The sequence below is a fragment of the Halalkalibaculum sp. DA384 genome (genome assembly GCF_043951955.1).
Taxonomy (GTDB): domain Bacteria; phylum Bacteroidota; class Rhodothermia; order Balneolales; family Balneolaceae; genus JAMQKA01.
This window is the reverse complement of record NZ_JBINJE010000004.1, coordinates 70,742-87,311: the sequence shown is the minus strand read 5'-3', so window position 1 is coordinate 87,311 and position 16,570 is coordinate 70,742. Positions and strand designations below refer to the sequence as shown.

The window sequence follows — 16,570 nt, the reverse complement described above, 5'->3', positions numbered from 1 at the left end:
ATGGACTTATTTAAAGACCTCTTATTACCTCCCGCTAAATCGACAATAGCGAATAGCCATGATCAGCTATTCGAATTTGTACACATGAGCAGCCTGATCCTCACCATCGGTATCCTGGTTGCCATCATCTATTTTATTATAAAATACCGGCGTAAATCTGAAAATGAGGTTACCCCGGTTATTACCCACAACAACGCCCTTGAAATCACATGGTCCGTGATTCCACTGGTGTTGGTACTGTTCATATTCGGATGGGGCTTCCAGATATTCCTGAATATGACCTCCCCGCCCGACGATGCCTATGAAGTGCAGGTCACAGCACAAAAATGGCTCTGGAGATTTCAGTATGAAAACGGGGCGAGCTCCACGGGAGAGCTGCACGTTCCCGCCGACCGCCCGGTAAAACTGATCATGAGCTCGAATGACGTTATCCACTCCTTCTCGGTGCCCGACTTTCGAATCAAGCAAGATGTAGTTCCGGGTCGATATACTTCGGTATGGTTTAACGCCCCGGAGACCGGAGAATCGATCATCTTTTGTACGGAATACTGCGGGACAGACCACTCAAATATGACCGGCAGTGTGGTTGTTCAAAGTGAGGAAGATTTTGAAACCTGGTTGAGAGAAAACGCGGGGGGCGGCTCCCAGCCTGATGATATGACGCCCGCCGAATGGGGCGAGCAGCTGGTACAGGAAAACGCCTGCACTACCTGTCACTCTGTGGACGGAACCGAAATGACGGGTCCTTCATGGCAAAATAAATTTGGTTCTGAAGAACCGCTTGCAGATGGAACGACTGTAACTGTTGATGAAAATTATCTCAGAGAGTCAATTTTGGACCCGGGTGCTCATATCGTGGAGGGCTACAGCAACGTAATGCCCCCATACCAGGGTGTTCTCTCGGATGAACAGATTAATGCAATTATCGAATACATAAAAACACTGTAGTAACATGGCAACGGCAGAATCTAATTCCGGTTCTTTAACAAAAAAAATGAAAGTTCGCCGGTATAAACCGGATGAACGGGCTGAAAAAAATTATCTTAATGTTGAATCTGGCCTGTGGTCGTGGTTGACAACATTAGATCACAAACGCATCGGGGTACTGTATCTCATCGGTATATCTGTATTTTTTGCTGCAGGTGGAATCCTGGCCCTGCTGATCCGGATGGAACTCTGGACGCCCGGCCCCACACTGGGCTTCCTCACCGCCGACGGGTATAACCAATTGTTTACGCTCCACGGCGTAATCATGATCTTCCTGTTCCTGGTCCCCTCGGTGCCGGCCGTACTGGGCAACTTTATCATGCCGATCCAGCTTGGGGCCAAAGATGTGGCGTTTCCAAGGCTAAACCTGATGAGCTGGTACCTCTACATGGCCGGTGCAATCGGAACGCTATATGTCATTGTCTCCGGCGGGCTCGATACGGGCTGGACCTTTTACACCCCCTACTCTGCAACGACTGGAGGTGCGGTTACTGCCATGACGTTTGGCGTGTTTATTATCGGCTTTTCCTCTATTTTAACGGGGGTTAACTTTATTACCACCATCCATAAAATGCGGGCGCCCGGCATGACCTGGGGCAAGCTGCCGCTGTTCTGCTGGGGATTATATGCCACCAGCATCATTCAGATTCTGGCCACCCCCGTGCTGGCCATTACGCTGCTGCTGGTTGGCATGGAGCGGCTCCTGGGTGTTGGAATTTTTGATCCCGCACTTGGCGGAGATCCCGTGCTCTACCAGCACATGTTCTGGTTTTATTCGCACCCTGCTGTTTACATCATGATTGTACCCGGCTTTGGCATCGTTTCCGAGGTTGTCTCCACCTTTTCCAAGAAAACGGTTTTTGGTTACTGGGCTATCGCCCTCTCTTCGCTTGCGATCGCCTTTATCGGCTTCCTGGTTTGGGGACACCACATGTTTACTTCCGGTCAGGCTTCGCTGGCCTCAACGATTTTTTCATTCCTGACTTTCCTCGTCGGTATTCCCACTGGTATTAAGATGTTCAACTGGCTGGCTACCATGCACAAGGGTTCGATCTCACTCCAAACGCCGCTCCTGTATATTTTGGGATTCTTCTTCCTGTTTCTCATCGGTGGCTTAACCGGAATTGTACTGGCTACAATTGCCCTTGACATCCACCTGCATGATACATATTACGTGGTCGCCCACTTCCACTTTGTCATGGTGGGAGGTATGGTGATGGCGTTCCTTGCCGGGCTCCACTACTGGTGGCCCAAAATATTTGGAGTCATGTATAACGAAACGCTTGCCAAAATTGCAGGTGGTCTTATCACACTCGGCTTTAGTGTTACGTTCCTCCCGCAATTCATTATGGGAGCACAGGGGATGCCGCGCCGCTACTACAACTACGTTGAACAGTTTACCGTCTACCACCAGGTTTCAACGGTAGGAGCATTTATCCTGGGTGGAGGCTTCATGCTGGTCCTCGTCTATCTTTTATACTCCCTGTTCAAAGGCAAGAAAGCGGGAGCAAATCCGTGGGGAAGCCGTGCTATGGAATGGCAGATAGCCTCTCCGGCCCCGCCCCACAACTTCGAGCACACTCCAGTGGTTATTCACGGTCCGTACGACTATCACCAGCCGATGGAGGATTTCCAGCTGGGTCTCATTCAGAGTGAAAATGGCCATGCGGCCGAACATGAGGCGGGCGTTCCCTCAGGCACCGACCCCGATCAAGTGGAAGCCGAGGAATAACGACTCCGACACCCGAAAATCACCAGACAACAAGCGAATTTAACACAGAAAATAAACAGTAATCATGGCGAATCATTCAACAGCAACCCACGTTCAACATCACTTTGTTGACAGTGAGCAACAATTTGATTCAGCAAAGATGGGAATGTGGATCTTCCTGGTAACCGAGATTCTCTTTTTTGGCGGACTGTTTGCTGCCTATATCATCTACCGGGCATGGTATCCTGAACTGTTCACCCTGGCATCGGAGGAACTTGATACCCTGTGGGGCGGCGTTAACACCATCGTGCTGATCGGCAGTAGCCTGACGGTGGCTATGGCAATTAAATCGGCCCAGCTCAACCAGAAAAAAGGGATTATCATCAATCTCGGCATCACCATTGCGCTTGCTTTTGTTTTTATGGTGATTAAATATTTTGAATACACCCATAAATTCCATATTGGTATTTTTCCAGGTGAATTTTATGCCTATGAGGCTATCGACCACCCGAAAGCCCACATCTTTTTCAGCCTCTACTACATGATGACCGGCCTGCATGGTATCCACGTAGTAATAGGAATTGGTTTAATGGTTTGGCTGCTGGTCAAGGCCTCAAAAGGAGCTTTCCACAGCGAATATTACACACCGGTGGAGATTACCGGGCTTTACTGGCACCTGGTCGATATCATCTGGATTTTCCTGTTCCCACTTTTCTACTTAATTGACTGATACTGATAACTCAAAACGTTTCTTTGATCCATGAGTGGACATCATATTTCATCCGACAAAATACTTCTTTCTGTAGCGGGCGCCCTGTTCATTTTAACAATCGTTACGGTGGGAGTTCACTACCTGGCACTTCCTCATCCCTGGTCTATCATCGTGGCCATGATTGTAGCCGTAATGAAAGCGAGCCTGGTCGCCCTCTTTTTCATGAACCTTTACTGGGATGCAAAATTTAATTCCATGCTCTTTATCGCTTCCATCCTGTTTTTGGGATTATTGGTGGGGCTCTCCATGCTGGATACGCTCTTCCGGGCAAATCCGATCCCGGGCTTTTAGATTCCCGTTCCGTAATCTATATCTCTTAAGCCGGTTTGAATTTAAAAAAACCGGCTTTTATTATTTTGGAAGGGTTTAGCAGAACCTACAATGTTGTTGGAGGTGGTTGTTCCACCGACATTGGTGACTTTAAAACGGGAGTAGAACTCTCAAAACGAGAGGATATCAGGCTATTGTAAAGCCTCTTTGAAAAATTTTTCAAATGGAACAGGCAGTTCCTATGCCGCGCTGACATCATTTTTTAATATCAGCAGCAGTAAAAACTCCGCGCATATTAAAATGGCTACTCCCACCAAATGCATGACCTGGTAAACAGGAGGCATGCCAAGGTAATACAGGCCCACACCAATTAATATCTGGAAGAGAATAAGGCCAAATATCACCGATGCCAACCGACCAAGCAGTATTGAATCGCTCTTCCACTTTGCAAAATAAAAGATTCCTCCCCCCAAGAGGAAAAGTGTCCATGAAAAACTTCGGTGTATTTCGTCCCAAAATCCCACTTCCTGCAACCAAAGTTGCCGGGGCGGGGGAGCTGCACTGTTTTTAACGACATCAATCGCCTCTCGTACCTGGGTTCCCATCACCAGCTGTACCATCGTAAAGGCAAGCAATGCTACGCCGGACCAAAACAGCCACCTCCTGTGTTTGGGTTGAATTTCAACACTCCACTCCTTCCTGGTTGCGCGGAACGCGGCAAACAGCAGTATCGTCATAATAACCATTGCCAGTACCATGTGGAGCGTAATCAGCCACTCACTGAGTCCCGTAATTACAACCTGTCCTCCCAGCCACCCCTGTACGAGCACCAGCACGAAAGCGGCACCCGAACTGTAGAAAACTTCAGGCTGGCTTTTCCTGTACCGAAACGAAAGAAGGAACGTTGCCGTGATCAGCAACCCGATGATCACGCCCACCAGCCGATTCAGGTATTCTGTCCATGTTTTAAGCACATTAAACTGGGAGGCATTGAACTCGGGGGGGAGCTCGTCGAGACTGGTAGGCGGAATCCACATGCCGAAACATTTTGGCCAATCGGGGCAGCCGAGTCCGGCTCCCGAGGCACGAACAAGTCCACCCACGAAAATAAGAAAAATAGTAGCTCCAACCGTTGTTATAGCCGTCTTTTGGTAGGTATTCAGCGTCATATTTATATAGAATTTCAGATACTTAAATAAACGTGGCCTCCACGTCTCTAAAGATAACAATTATCCTCTTTCCCAGTTCCTTTAAAGTGTAAATCAATTTTAAACGGCAGATAATTTTGAAACAAATAACCGGGTTTGACCAGTCTCCTGCAGTCCCAATTCAGGTAACAATTCTACAAATTATTCCCTAAATTTAGCCTGTTACAAAATCAGAAAATCCGCATGAAGTTAAGTACCGACACCACCCTTTCGAAATGGTTTAATGTTGAGACGCTGTCAGCATACTACGAGCTGACCAAGCCCGGAATCACTTTTACCGTGCTGGCCAGCATGCTGATAGGATTTGTGTTGGGTTCGGCCGGCAGCCTGAATTTTGTGCTTATGGCCCATGCCGCACTCGGTACCTGGTTGATCGCTTCGGGCACCGCCGCCCATAACCAGTTCCTCGAATGGCGACTGGATGGACAGATGAAACGAACCCAAACACGGCCTCTGCCTTCCAGCAAGATAACCCCCAAACAAAGTGTAACATTTTCACTGGTATTGATCCTTGCCGGTTCAGCGTATATGATTTTTATGGTTAATCTCCTGGCCGGCATGATTTCCATTGCCACAACCATCATATACCTGGGAGCTTACACTCCCATGAAACGTGTTTCAGCGGCCAACGTCTTTATCGGGGCAGTACCCGGAGCCCTGCCACCTGTTGGCGGATGGGCAGCGGCCACCGGGCACCTGGGAGATGCCGGCATGTGGTCGCTCTTTGCGATTGTATTTCTTTGGCAAGTGCCTCATGTGATGGCCATTGCATGGGTATGCAAAGATGATTACCGTAACGCAGGGTTCCGTATGCTTCCTAAAAATGACGAGAACGGCACCAAAGCCGTTATGCTTATAGTTGGGTGCCTTGTCGCCCTTTTACCGGCTACCTGGGCTTTGTATGCTGTTGACTTAAGTGGTCTGACCTACCTGGCTGGAGGAATGGCCTGCGCCATCGCCTTCCTGTGGTACGGTATCCGTTTCGCCTTCGACCGCACCAAGGAGAAAGCAAAAAAACTGATGTTTGCATCCTTCTTTTACCTTCCCGCCGTCTGGATTATCATATTTATCGACCAACTGCTCTCCTGAATCGGTATCCCTTGACAAGGTTTTTCTTCAATAATCAGTCGAATTTTCACTTTCCGGTTACTTGAATTTAAACTGTCACCCATGACAGGATGAAACCTCCTAAAAGCAGGACACCTTCATTTAACCCGGATTATTCACGAAGTAGAACAAATTTCTTGGTGAATAATCCGGATTAACACCTGACTTCTATTCGGGAGTAAGTTATCGGGACCTTTGCAGAACCTGCTATTTTGTTGGGAGATGGTTGTACCACCGACTTTGGTGACCTTTAAACGGGAGCCCCCCTCAAAACGAGGATTTGAGGATTTGGGATTTTACAACGCCCTCTTATAAACAGGTATAGAAACCAAAAAATTGCCGTAGCTTCTTGTGGAAGCCTGTAATCTGTTGGAAATGCGAAGTGAACGTTTTTACCGGCAAGGGAAAGCACACGTTCGTGCTATGCGGTTAATGCCCAACCTCGTTGTTATAGATAGCAGGATACGCTTCAGGATTGGCCTCATTCATAATCTGGTACACTGCCTCAAAAATGTCATCGGTGTTCGGCTTGGAGAAGTAGTCGCCATCGGATCCATATGCAGGCCGGTGCTCTTTGGCGGTCAGGCACAAGGGCTCAGAGTCCAGATAAAAATACCCTTTTTGCTCCTGCAGCACTTTCTGCATCATGTATGCGGAAGCACCGCCGGGGACATCCTCATCCACAAAAAGGATACGATTGGTCTTCCTGAGCGAACGAATGATCTTGTGATGGCGGTCAAAGGGCAAGAGTGTTCGGACATCAATAAGTTCAGCAGAGATACCTGCCTCATCCAGCTCCGGAAGCACATCTTCACACACATTACAGGTAGATCCATAGGAAACGATGGTAATATCGGTTCCCTCTCGTATCACTTTGGGCACTCCCAGCGGGATGGTAAACTCCCCGATATTCTGGGGCATTTTCTCTTTTAGTCGGTATGCATTGAGGGGTTCAATAACCAGGGCGGGATCATCGCCCTGTAGCAGGGTGTTATACATACCCGCAGCCTCCGTGAGATTGCGCGGCACGCAGACGTGAATTCCACGAATCCCATTAATAATCATGCCCATCGGTGACCCGGAATGCCATATACCCTCCAGGCGATGACCTCGGGTCCGAACAATTACGGGAGCTTTCTGGCCACCGGCACTGCGGTAATGCAGTGTGGCAAGATCATCACTCATTCCCTGGAAACAGTATAGAATATAGTCGAGATACTGAATTTCAGCGATCGGGCGGAGTCCACGCAGCGCCAGCCCAATACCCTGGCCCAATATTGTAGCCTCCCGAATCCCGGTATCTGCCACACGAATTTTCCCGTATTTTTTTTGAAGTCCCTCCAACCCCTTGTTCACATCCCCCAGCTTTCCACTGTCTTCGCCAAAAACCAGGACCTCCGGGTATTTTTCAAACAACTTGTCAAAATTATCCCTCAAGACAATGCGCCCGTCAACCTCTTCAGCATGATCGGCATAGGTTGGACGCACTGCCTTGACATTCAGCGGTGACTTATCAGATTCGCTGTACAGGTGGGAATGATAGCGTTCAAAATTATCCTGCTTGGTCTCCCTGATCCAGTCGACAAGCTCCTGTTTCGAATCAAGCTGCTGATCGCGCACCACGCGCAGCGCCTTTCGCACCCCTGCCATAACATGCCTGCGCAGGGTGACCATCGGGGTATTCATCTCTTTTTTAACGGCCTTGAGTGACTCCGGGGCTTCACTTTCCGCGATCATCTTGTCAATGATCTGAACAGCCGTACGCTGCTCCTTCTTAATTTCGCTGGTAAACGCCTGCCAGGCCGCGTCCTGTTCACGTTTTACATAGCTCTCCGCTTCCTCCTCGATGGCATTCAGCTCGGTTTCAGCGGCCAGCTCCTCTTTGAGAATCCATTTTCTCATTTGAGCTACACAGCAATATTTCTCTTCCCACTCCAGCCGTTGTTCCGATTTATAGCGCTCGTGCGAACCGGAGGTGGAATGCCCCTGTGGCTGGGTTACCTCCTGGACATGTATCAGCACCGGCACATGCTCTTTTCGCGCAATCCCGGCAGCCGTTTGGTATGTGTCAACAAGGGCCGGGTAATCCCAGCCCTTGACCGTCAGAATTTCGAGACCGTTTTTAATTTCCGTCCGCTGCATGCCGGAAAGCGCCTCGGAGATACTGGCTTTTGTAGTCTGGTATTTTCGGGGGACGGAGATGCCATAACCATCATCCCAGACCGAAAGTACCATCGGAACCTGCATGACGCCGGCCGCATTTACCGTCTCCCAAAAAACACCCTCCGAGGTACTGGCATCCCCGATTGTTCCCCATGCAATCTCGTTTCCGTTAACTGAAAACTTTTTAAACCTCTCATCTTGGAGGACTTCTTCATTTCTGTAGACTTTAGAGGCCTGTGCCAGCCCAAGCAACCGCGACATCTGCCCGGCCGTGGGAGAAATATCTGGAGAACTGTTTTTTTGGGAGGTCAGGTCTTTCCAGCTTCCATCCTTGTCCAGGCTATGTGTACTGAAATGCGCATTCATCTGGCGCCCGCCCGAATGTGGGTCCGCTTTCGTATTGGGATGAGCGTAGAGCTGGGCAAAAAACTGGCGAACAGTCACTTTTCCTATTGCCAGCATAAAGGTTTGATCTCGGTAGTATCCCGCCCTGAAATCCCCGTCCCTGAAATATTTGGCCATCGCAAGCTGGGGGAGCTCCTTTCCATCGCCAAAAATTCCAAATTTTGCCTTGCCGGTCAGGGTTTCCTTTCGCCCGAGGTAAGAGATTTCACGGCTGACAACGGCTAAACGATAATCTTCAAGGATCTCTTTGATTTTTTCTGATTGATCAGAGCGTTCTGCTCCACGCCTGGAGTTTGTTCCATTCTGTGAGATACCTTTAGTTGTGTGAGTATCAGCCATTGTCACTCATTTTCTTCACGTTTACCGGCAGTAAAAGTCACATTTTGGATAAGATCACTGGAGCAGAACTGCTATTACAATAATAAAAGAATCGGCTTTTATTTACAAAACTGAAGCCGCCCTTCGGCAATGCTGTAACATTAGTGTCAATTCATGTAAACATTTTTTCCTTTCTCCGGTACTCCGTAGTTACGAACTGAATCCCCCCCTGGTCAGTTTGATCGGGTCCAGCGCTTCATCCAGCTCCTCGTCAGAAAGATCCGTCATTTCACGGGCCACCTCTTTGACCGGCCGTTTCTCAGCAAAAGCTTTTTTGGCAATTTTTGCCGCTTTATCGTACCCGATAATCGGATTTAGTGCTGTAACCAACACCGGATTTCTGCCTACTATCTCGTCAATCCGCTCCTTGTTGACATTCAGGCGGGAAACACTTTTTTCGGCTTCAACCCGTGCAGCATTTGACAACAGCGCGATCGATTCCAGCAGGTTTCGCGCAACAACGGGCAACATCACATTAAGCTCAAAATTTCCTGCCTGTCCAGCTACCGTAACAGTGGAGTCGTTGCCAATAACCTGCGCACAGACCATCGCTACCGCCTCCTCTATCACCGGATTCACCTTCCCCGGCATAATCGACGAGCCCGGCTGCAGGGCCTCAAGCTGCAGTTCCCCGATACCGCTGTTGGGACCTGAATTCATCCAGCGCAGGTCATTCGCAATTTTCATCATGCCTACGGCAATCGTTTTTAACTGGCTGCTTAATTCCACCGGTGCATCGACCGTAGATTGCGCCTCAAAATGGTTTTCGGCCTCGCTGAATTCATACCCGGTTTCCTCAGAAACCGCCCTCGCAAATCGCTCTCCAAATTCCGGGTTTGTATTTAGTCCTGTACCCACAGCCGTACCGCCTTGCGGGAGCTCCTGCAGGCGCTGAACCGTCTGTTCCAACCTCTTGACCCCCAGCTCAAGCTGCCGCGCATACCCGCTGAATTCCTGTTCCACTGTTACCGGCATCGCATCCATCAGGTGCGTTCGGCCCGTTTTTACGACTTCGGAAAGCTCCCGACCCTTGTCCAAAAAAGCACTCCGCAGTTTCTGCAAGGCCGGAATCAGCGCACTGCGAACCCCGGAAACCGCGGCAAGCCGGATCGTCGTGGGAATAACATCGTTTGAACTTTGCCCGAAATTGACGTGATCGTTGGGATGGACCTTCTCCGCTCCCAAAATCTCATTGGCCCGGTTGGCAATCACCTCATTGGCGTTCATATTGGTTGAGGTACCGGATCCCGTTTGGAAAATGTCGATGGGAAAATGCTCGTCTAGTTCACCCTCCATGACCTCCCGGGCCGCCTGCTGTATCGCCTCAGCCAGGTCGGCATCAATCATCTGAAGTTCGGCGTTAACCTTTGCAGCGGTCTTTTTTACCAGACCCAGGGCTTGGATAAACTCACGTGAAAACGTATATCCACTTACCGGGAAATTTTCAACAGCCCGCTGTGTTTGCGCCCCGTAGTATGCATTTTCGGGAACTCGCACTTCGCCCATTGAATCCTTCTCAATACGAAATTCACTCATGACAGAAACATCCTCATCTTTATTTACTGGTATTATGCATGCCTGCAGTCCAGATTATCACGCAGAGTACAGGCATTCAAAGGTAGGTAAATTCTATGAATAAAAAATGAATCATCGTAGTACCTTACATACTACATGTGGAACGGTTACATTTCTACGTAAACCGGGAGTTGAGTCCGTCCATCTTGTACATGCGATAGGTTTTCTCCCTCTCCGCTCCCAGCCGCTCCGCCACCCGCACCATGTTGGTATTGGTCTCGAGTACCCAGCTCAACTCAGAAGAGTAGATTCCCTTCTCCCTTCCATTAAGGATTGCCAGCCGGTGAAACAGGGCATCAAATCCCTTTCCCTGGTATTCAGGAAGAACGCCCATTAGCGCCGTTCGGATCTGGTTAATATTACGCTTATGCCAGAGCAGCTTAAATATACCAAATGGAAACAGGGTCCCGTCCAGGTGTTTCAGGGCCTGGTTTAGATCCGGCAGACCGATCGAAAAAGCCACGGGTTGCCCCTCAACTTCCGCAATATGGGCAAAATCGGGATCCAGAATCAGCTTCAAGTCATCTGCCAGTGCGATCAGCTCTTCCCTGGTAAGCGGAATAAACCCCCAATTCTCTGACCAGGCTTTGTTAAATATCTCGCGAACGATTTCGACTTCCTCTTTAATATTCTTCAAATCGACACTGCGTACCGAAAGCGACGGATATCTCTTTTTCATGATCTCCGCAGCCCGATTCATCCGGTCCAGGGCCACCCCGTCCTGGTCTACCCGAAAGGCATACAGGTCCATCTCTTTTTCAAAGCCGACCGATTGGAGCAGCTCATCGTAGTAGGGTTTATGATAGGGCATCATGATACTTGGGTCGTACTCAAATCCGTCCACGAGGATCCCGATTTCATCCATCATGCTGGGGCACGTTGGCCCCATCAGCGTAGTCAAATTTTTTTCCTTGAGCCAATCCACGGCCACCTTAAAAAGGAGCTCGACCAGCGACTGGTCGTTAATGCATTCAAAAAAGCCGAAAAAACCGGTTTTGGTATTGTGATAATCGTTGTATCGGCGATCTTCGATAGCTGCGATGCGCCCACAGACCTCCCCGTTTTGTTCTGCTAAAAACAGGGCGATATCCGCATTGTTGTAGAAAGGATTTTTATCGGTATCTATCAGTTTTTTCTGCTCCATTTTGAGCGGTGGGATCCAGTGCTCGTCATCGGCATAGTGCTGATAGGGAAATTCGAGGAACTGCTGCCGCTCCTCGTTGGTCGTTACAATGCTGACCCCATTGGTTTTTGTCTGTTCCGCCACAGAATCACTCGACATCTATAAGTGAATGGCCGTTCCGGTCAATCAATCCCCGTTTTATCCCGACCGTTCTGAATGCTTCAAGAATTTTGTTGAGGTGATCGTCAGTATGAGTAGCCATATAACTGGTTCTCATAAGCGACTGTCCACGCGGCACGGCGGGAGGAACCACGGCATTGACGTAGACACCCGCTTCAAAAAGATCTTTCCAGAATTTAAAACATTCGAGCATCTCTCCAATCACTACCGGAATGATGGGCGTTTGGCTGCTCCAGACATTAAATCCCATTTCACGGAGTTCCTTGCGCATGTAATCGGAGATCTCCTGCAGGCGCTCCAGCCGCCAGTGTTCTTCCTGAAGGATTTCAAGCGCTTTCAATACCGTAGCCACGTTGGCCGGGGGCATGGAGGCACTAAAGATATGAGCCGGGGAGTGGTGGCGAATATATTCAATCACCTCTTTGTCCCCAACGATAAATCCACCGAGCGAGGCAAAAGATTTGGAAAAGGTACCGCTGATCAAGTCAACTTCATCCATCAGGTTAAACGTAGAAGCAGACCCCCGGCCGCCCTCCCCCACAACACCTATGGCATGGGCATCATCAAGATACAGGCGGGCGCCAAACTCATTTTTCAGTTCAACCAGTTCGGGAACTTTTGCAATGGTACCCGACATAGAAAAAACGCCGTCACTGACGATGAGCTTGCCCGCATCCTCATCGGCACGTTCCATCAGCATGCGCAGCTGATCGATGTCATTGTGTTGGTAGCGCATCGTCTTGGCATTCGAAACAAGCGTTCCGGTTACGATGCAGGCGTGGTTGTCCTTGTCAGAAAAGATAATATCCTTGCGGCCGGCGATGGTTTGAATCGACCCTTCGTTGGTCTGGTAGCCGGTACTAAACAGTACGCAGGCGTCTTTCCGCATAAAATCAGCGAGCTTTTCCTCAAGCTCCAGGTGCAAGTCAAGAGTTCCGTTCAGGTACCGGGACCCCGTACATCCGGTCCCGTAGTCAGTGATTACATCCTGGGCGGCTTTGATGACCCGCGGGTCGTTTGTTAACCCGAGATAATTGTTGGATCCGGCCATAATCAATTCACGGCCTTCAATTTTCACTGTAGTTCCATCAGTAGCCTGAAGGGGTTTAAAATAGGGGTACAGCCCCTCAGCTTTTACTTCATCGGCTTTTGTAAAATCAAAAGCTTTCGAAAAAATATCGTTTTTCTTAAGATCGGTGTTAGATTCAGCCATTCCTTCCAGATTTCGGCTTCTGATTGGTGCTTATCTAGGCAAATATACCTCCAATATAAGCACCAATCAAATTATGATTATGATAATGTTAATTTTGCGTTTTCACAGTCGAAAACTGCCTGATTACATGTTCAATAAATCCAATATATTTTTGTGCCACATTGTTCCAGCTGAACTGCTCCTGCACAAATGAACGCGCCTGATCAGAAAAGGCGGATAACCCGTTGTCCAAAATTGTATTAATCTTTTCTGCAAATGCTTCCTCATCCAGGGGAGGGAGACGGTACCCGTTCTTGCCATCGGTAATAACATCCTTGATACCTTCCAGGTCGGCGGCCACAGCGGGAGTTCGCGCCATGTTGGCCTCCAGCAACACAATACCAAATCCCTCCATATCCCCTTCAACCGGTATATTGGGCATCATAAACAGGTCGGCCGCCGAATATATTTTCTCCAGGATCGCATCTGGCTGCCGGCCCATCAGATAGATGCGGTCGCTCCCCGTACTTTCTTCGGCTGCCGCACGGATGTTTTCCTCCTCGGGACCGTCACCCACTGTCACAAAGACGAGGTCTTTTCTCAGCTTTGGGAACACCTTCCGTATAAACCACTCATGTCCCTTCCGCTTAACCTGGCGGCCGACAGACAGCAGCAGAAACCTTCCCTCCAGATCTATACCAAACTGCTCCTGCAGTTCATTTTTTGATATCTGCTTGTTGGGGAAGTCTCCCAGCCGCTCCATGTTGAAGCCGTTCCCCAGGGCAACGCCCTTGGCGGGATCCATGCCCCGTTTTATGCACTCTTTCCGGGTGGCCGAAGAAACCGATATCACTCCGTCAAGACTTGAGAAAACACGGGGGACAAACCTCTGGTACAGGGGGTTCGACAAGGTTACATCCCGCCCGTGGTTGATCGTCACCATGGGAATCTCGATCCTGTTCCTGATAAACCAGGCCAGGCTCGCCGTAACCATGGAGGAGAACAGGATGACATCCGCATTTACCTGCCGAGCCCTGGCGGGCAGCCCGACCAGGTTTTTCATCAGAAAGGCAAACGTGCTGAGGCCGATCCACCCCTTGCCGGATGCGTTGATTGTCTCCCGGAATACCGACAGGTCTTCCCGCTTTTCCAATTCCTTGATTAATTGCAGGCTGACGCGCTGCATCCCGCCCACATTTTCCAGTATCGCACCCTCGGGCGGATGCGTATGTGATACGTACAGAATATTCAATGGTACTGATTTCTTTAAAATTTCAGAGAGGGTTTCGGCTCCCGCAGGGCATCTCGATAATTATCCAGGAGCTCGCCATTTACATTATCCCAGGAATAGGCCAGTGCTTTTTGACGTGCTGCCGCGCCCATCCTCTTTCGAAGTTCATTATCTTCGGCAATGGCAAGTACGGCACTCGCAAACTCACCGGTATTTCGCGGAGATGCAAGGAGCCCGTTGACTCCCGATTCCACCAGCGACCTGCTGCCCGTGGCATCGGCCACTACGCAGGGAAGTCCGCTCGACATCGCCTCCAGGGTGACATTTCCAAACGTTTCGGTATCGGAGGGAAACAGGAAAATGTCGCTGCTGGCATATGCCTTTCCGAGAGTTTCACCGGTGATAAACCCGGTAAAATGCGCCTCCGGAAGCATCTGCCGTAGCTCTTTTTTAGCGGGTCCGTCGCCTACTACCATCGGTTTGATCCTGACATCACTCTCCTTCAGTTTTTTAATGGTATCCACATACGTTTGCAGATCTTTTTCCCATACCAGCCGGGAAACAAACGTCACAACCTGCTCATCATCTTCAATACCGATCGATCTCCTCCATTCCATGTCGCGGTTCTCCGGGCTGAACTGATCGGTATTTACTCCCCGTGTCCAAATCCTTATTCCCTCCTCAATTCCCTGGTTGTTCAACTCTTCGGCCATCGAGGGGGACGGCACGTACACATGCCTGCACTGCTTGTAAAACCACACCAGGTATTTCCATGCGAGCACTTCCAGCATTTCCAGGTTGTAATATTTGAGGTAGCTCGTAAAATGGGTGTGATAGGATGACACAAATTGGATGTTGTGAGACTGGGCGTATCGCATCGCACGAAATCCCAGCAGGTCGGGAGTGGCCAGGTGAATCAAATTTGGATTGAACTCCGAAAGGCGCTGCCGGGCCGATTCCGGGAACCCGACCGTCACACGGTATTCCGAACGCCCCGGCATCGGTACGGAGGGAACCGCAACCAGCTCCCCGTTGTGGTCAATCGGGGGATTTTCAATAGTGGGACCAAACACCAGTACCTTTACCCCCTGCCGTTCCAGAAAGTCGACAAGACGGTTTAGGGTCAGTGATACCCCGTCTCGGATATGATTGTAATTGCCGGTAAAAATTGCGACGCGTAACTCACTCATAAATTTTCAAAAGGACCGGTGTGATTCGTATCTTGGTGACGCTTTGAATGTTCAAATTCTGAAATCTGGAATATACGAAATTTGATGAAAGCCTTTATTACTGGCGGTACCGGATTTATCGGCAGCCATTTGGTTGATACGCTTATCGAAGACCAGCGATTCTCCGAAATTCGATGTCTTGTGCGTAACAGTGAAAAGTGGTTGAAGGGAAATGACTACATAAAAGTTCCCGGCGATCTCCACGACATTCCCACACTCAAAAGTGCTGTTGCGGGCACAGATGTCATTTTCCACGCGGCCGGCGTAGTAAAAGCCCCGACCTGGCAGCAGTTTGAACAGGCCAATGTGGAGGCGACCGAGCATCTTCTCCGGGTAGCTCAGAAACAGGGCGTCCGGAATATTGTCGTCCTCTCCTCCCTGGCTGCCGCGGGACCAACCCCCGAAAACGGTACACCCGTCACCGAAGAAGATCCCATGAAGCCGGTCAGCATGTACGGGCGATCAAAAAAACAGATGGAAGAGATGATACACCGGGTGGCTTCCGGAGATCAGTCGATAACGATCCTGCGCCCCTCGGCGGTATACGGCCCCCGCGAAGACCAGATCTACTCCTTCTTCAAGATGGTTGACAAGCACATTTGCCCGATCATCGGGGACGGGGAGCATCCAAAAATTTCGATGGTGTACGTAATGGATGTGATACAGGCCATCCTGAAGGCAGCTGAACGGCAGCAGCCCGGTGTTCACACCTACTTCATATCCGGAAAACAGCTGCACACCTGGAATGAAATCCGCGAAACATCCACAAAGGTTTTAGGTAAAAAAGCCATTCCCATTTATATTAAGCCCAAGATCGTAAAAAAAATTGCCGGTGCAGTTGAAAAAGCGGCATCATTTTTCGGAACCTATCCCGTTATAAACCGCGACAAGGCAAACGAGCTGGTTTTGGAATGGACATGTAATATTGACAAGGCCCGGGAGGAATTGGACTACAGCCCGACATACACCCTGGCGGAAGGGATCTCCAGGACCATCCACTGGTATAAAATGCATCATTGGTTATAAATCAGCACTCAGT

General features: G+C 49.6%; 13 protein-coding genes. 6 read left to right on the top strand and 7 right to left on the bottom strand.

Translation table 11 applies throughout. The features are described from left to right. From coxB to ACG2E4_RS03875, 4 genes are all read left to right on the top strand, one after another. Entirely contained in the window at positions 1-948 is a 948-nt protein-coding gene (gene coxB, locus ACG2E4_RS03890) for a cytochrome c oxidase subunit II (protein ID WP_395261149.1), read from the top strand. A 4-nt stretch (positions 949-952) separates the two neighbouring features. Beyond that, positions 953-2,719 carry a cbb3-type cytochrome c oxidase subunit I gene (locus ACG2E4_RS03885; protein WP_395261151.1) on the top strand — a complete coding sequence of 589 codons (1,767 nt, stop codon included), beginning with the start codon at positions 953-955 and terminating at the stop codon, positions 2,717-2,719. 64 nt (positions 2,720-2,783) lie between these two features. Next, complete coding sequence (locus ACG2E4_RS03880) at positions 2,784-3,428, top strand: cytochrome c oxidase subunit 3 family protein (protein ID WP_395261152.1); 645 nt, start codon at positions 2,784-2,786, stop codon at positions 3,426-3,428. 30 nt (positions 3,429-3,458) lie between these two features. After that, a complete protein-coding gene (locus ACG2E4_RS03875) occupies positions 3,459-3,761 on the top strand; it encodes a cytochrome C oxidase subunit IV family protein (RefSeq protein WP_395275755.1) in 303 nt (100 codons plus the stop codon). Between the two features lie 218 nt (positions 3,762-3,979). Here the strand turns inward: ACG2E4_RS03875 and ACG2E4_RS03870 are convergent, their stop codons facing one another. After that, complete coding sequence (locus ACG2E4_RS03870) at positions 3,980-4,909, bottom strand: heme A synthase (RefSeq protein WP_395275754.1); 930 nt, start codon at positions 4,907-4,909, stop codon at positions 3,980-3,982. A 222-nt stretch (positions 4,910-5,131) separates the two neighbouring features. Between ACG2E4_RS03870 and cyoE the strand changes: the two genes are divergently transcribed. Continuing rightward, the gene (gene cyoE / locus ACG2E4_RS03865) at positions 5,132-6,037 is read left to right on the top strand and encodes a heme o synthase (RefSeq protein ID WP_395275753.1); all 906 of its coding nucleotides are present in this window, start codon (positions 5,132-5,134) and stop codon (positions 6,035-6,037) included. Between the two features lie 447 nt (positions 6,038-6,484). Here cyoE and ACG2E4_RS03860 read toward each other — a convergent pair whose 3' ends face one another. The 6 genes from ACG2E4_RS03860 to ACG2E4_RS03835 all read right to left on the bottom strand — a co-directional run bounded on the left by ACG2E4_RS03860 (position 6,485) and on the right by ACG2E4_RS03835 (position 15,492). Next, positions 6,485-8,962: a thiamine pyrophosphate-dependent enzyme gene (locus tag ACG2E4_RS03860; protein ID WP_395275752.1), complete on the bottom strand. Its 2,478-nt coding sequence runs from the start codon at positions 8,960-8,962 to the stop codon at positions 6,485-6,487. Positions 8,963-9,151: 189 nt separating this feature from the next. Next, the gene (locus tag ACG2E4_RS03855; protein WP_395275751.1) at positions 9,152-10,537 is read right to left on the bottom strand and encodes a class II fumarate hydratase; all 1,386 of its coding nucleotides are present in this window, start codon (positions 10,535-10,537) and stop codon (positions 9,152-9,154) included. A gap of 154 nt (positions 10,538-10,691) precedes the next feature. Beyond that, complete coding sequence (locus ACG2E4_RS03850; protein WP_395261164.1) at positions 10,692-11,858, bottom strand: GNAT family N-acetyltransferase; 1,167 nt, start codon at positions 11,856-11,858, stop codon at positions 10,692-10,694. Then, the gene (locus ACG2E4_RS03845; RefSeq protein ID WP_395261166.1) at positions 11,848-13,092 is read right to left on the bottom strand and encodes an aminotransferase class I/II-fold pyridoxal phosphate-dependent enzyme; all 1,245 of its coding nucleotides are present in this window, start codon (positions 13,090-13,092) and stop codon (positions 11,848-11,850) included. Before ACG2E4_RS03845 ends, ACG2E4_RS03850 begins: the two co-directional genes overlap by 11 nt. A gap of 88 nt (positions 13,093-13,180) precedes the next feature. Further along, positions 13,181-14,323, bottom strand: a complete 1,143-nt coding sequence (locus ACG2E4_RS03840) for a glycosyltransferase family 4 protein (protein ID WP_395261168.1) — start codon at positions 14,321-14,323, stop codon at positions 13,181-13,183. A 14-nt stretch (positions 14,324-14,337) separates the two neighbouring features. Beyond that, on the bottom strand, positions 14,338-15,492 hold the full coding sequence (locus ACG2E4_RS03835; RefSeq protein WP_395261169.1) for a glycosyltransferase family 4 protein: 1,155 nt from the start codon (positions 15,490-15,492) through the stop codon (positions 14,338-14,340). A gap of 84 nt (positions 15,493-15,576) precedes the next feature. Between ACG2E4_RS03835 and ACG2E4_RS03830 the strand changes: the two genes are divergently transcribed. Then, a complete protein-coding gene (locus ACG2E4_RS03830) occupies positions 15,577-16,557 on the top strand; it encodes an NAD-dependent epimerase/dehydratase family protein (RefSeq protein ID WP_395261170.1) in 981 nt (326 codons plus the stop codon). Positions 16,558-16,570 lie beyond the last annotated feature (13 nt).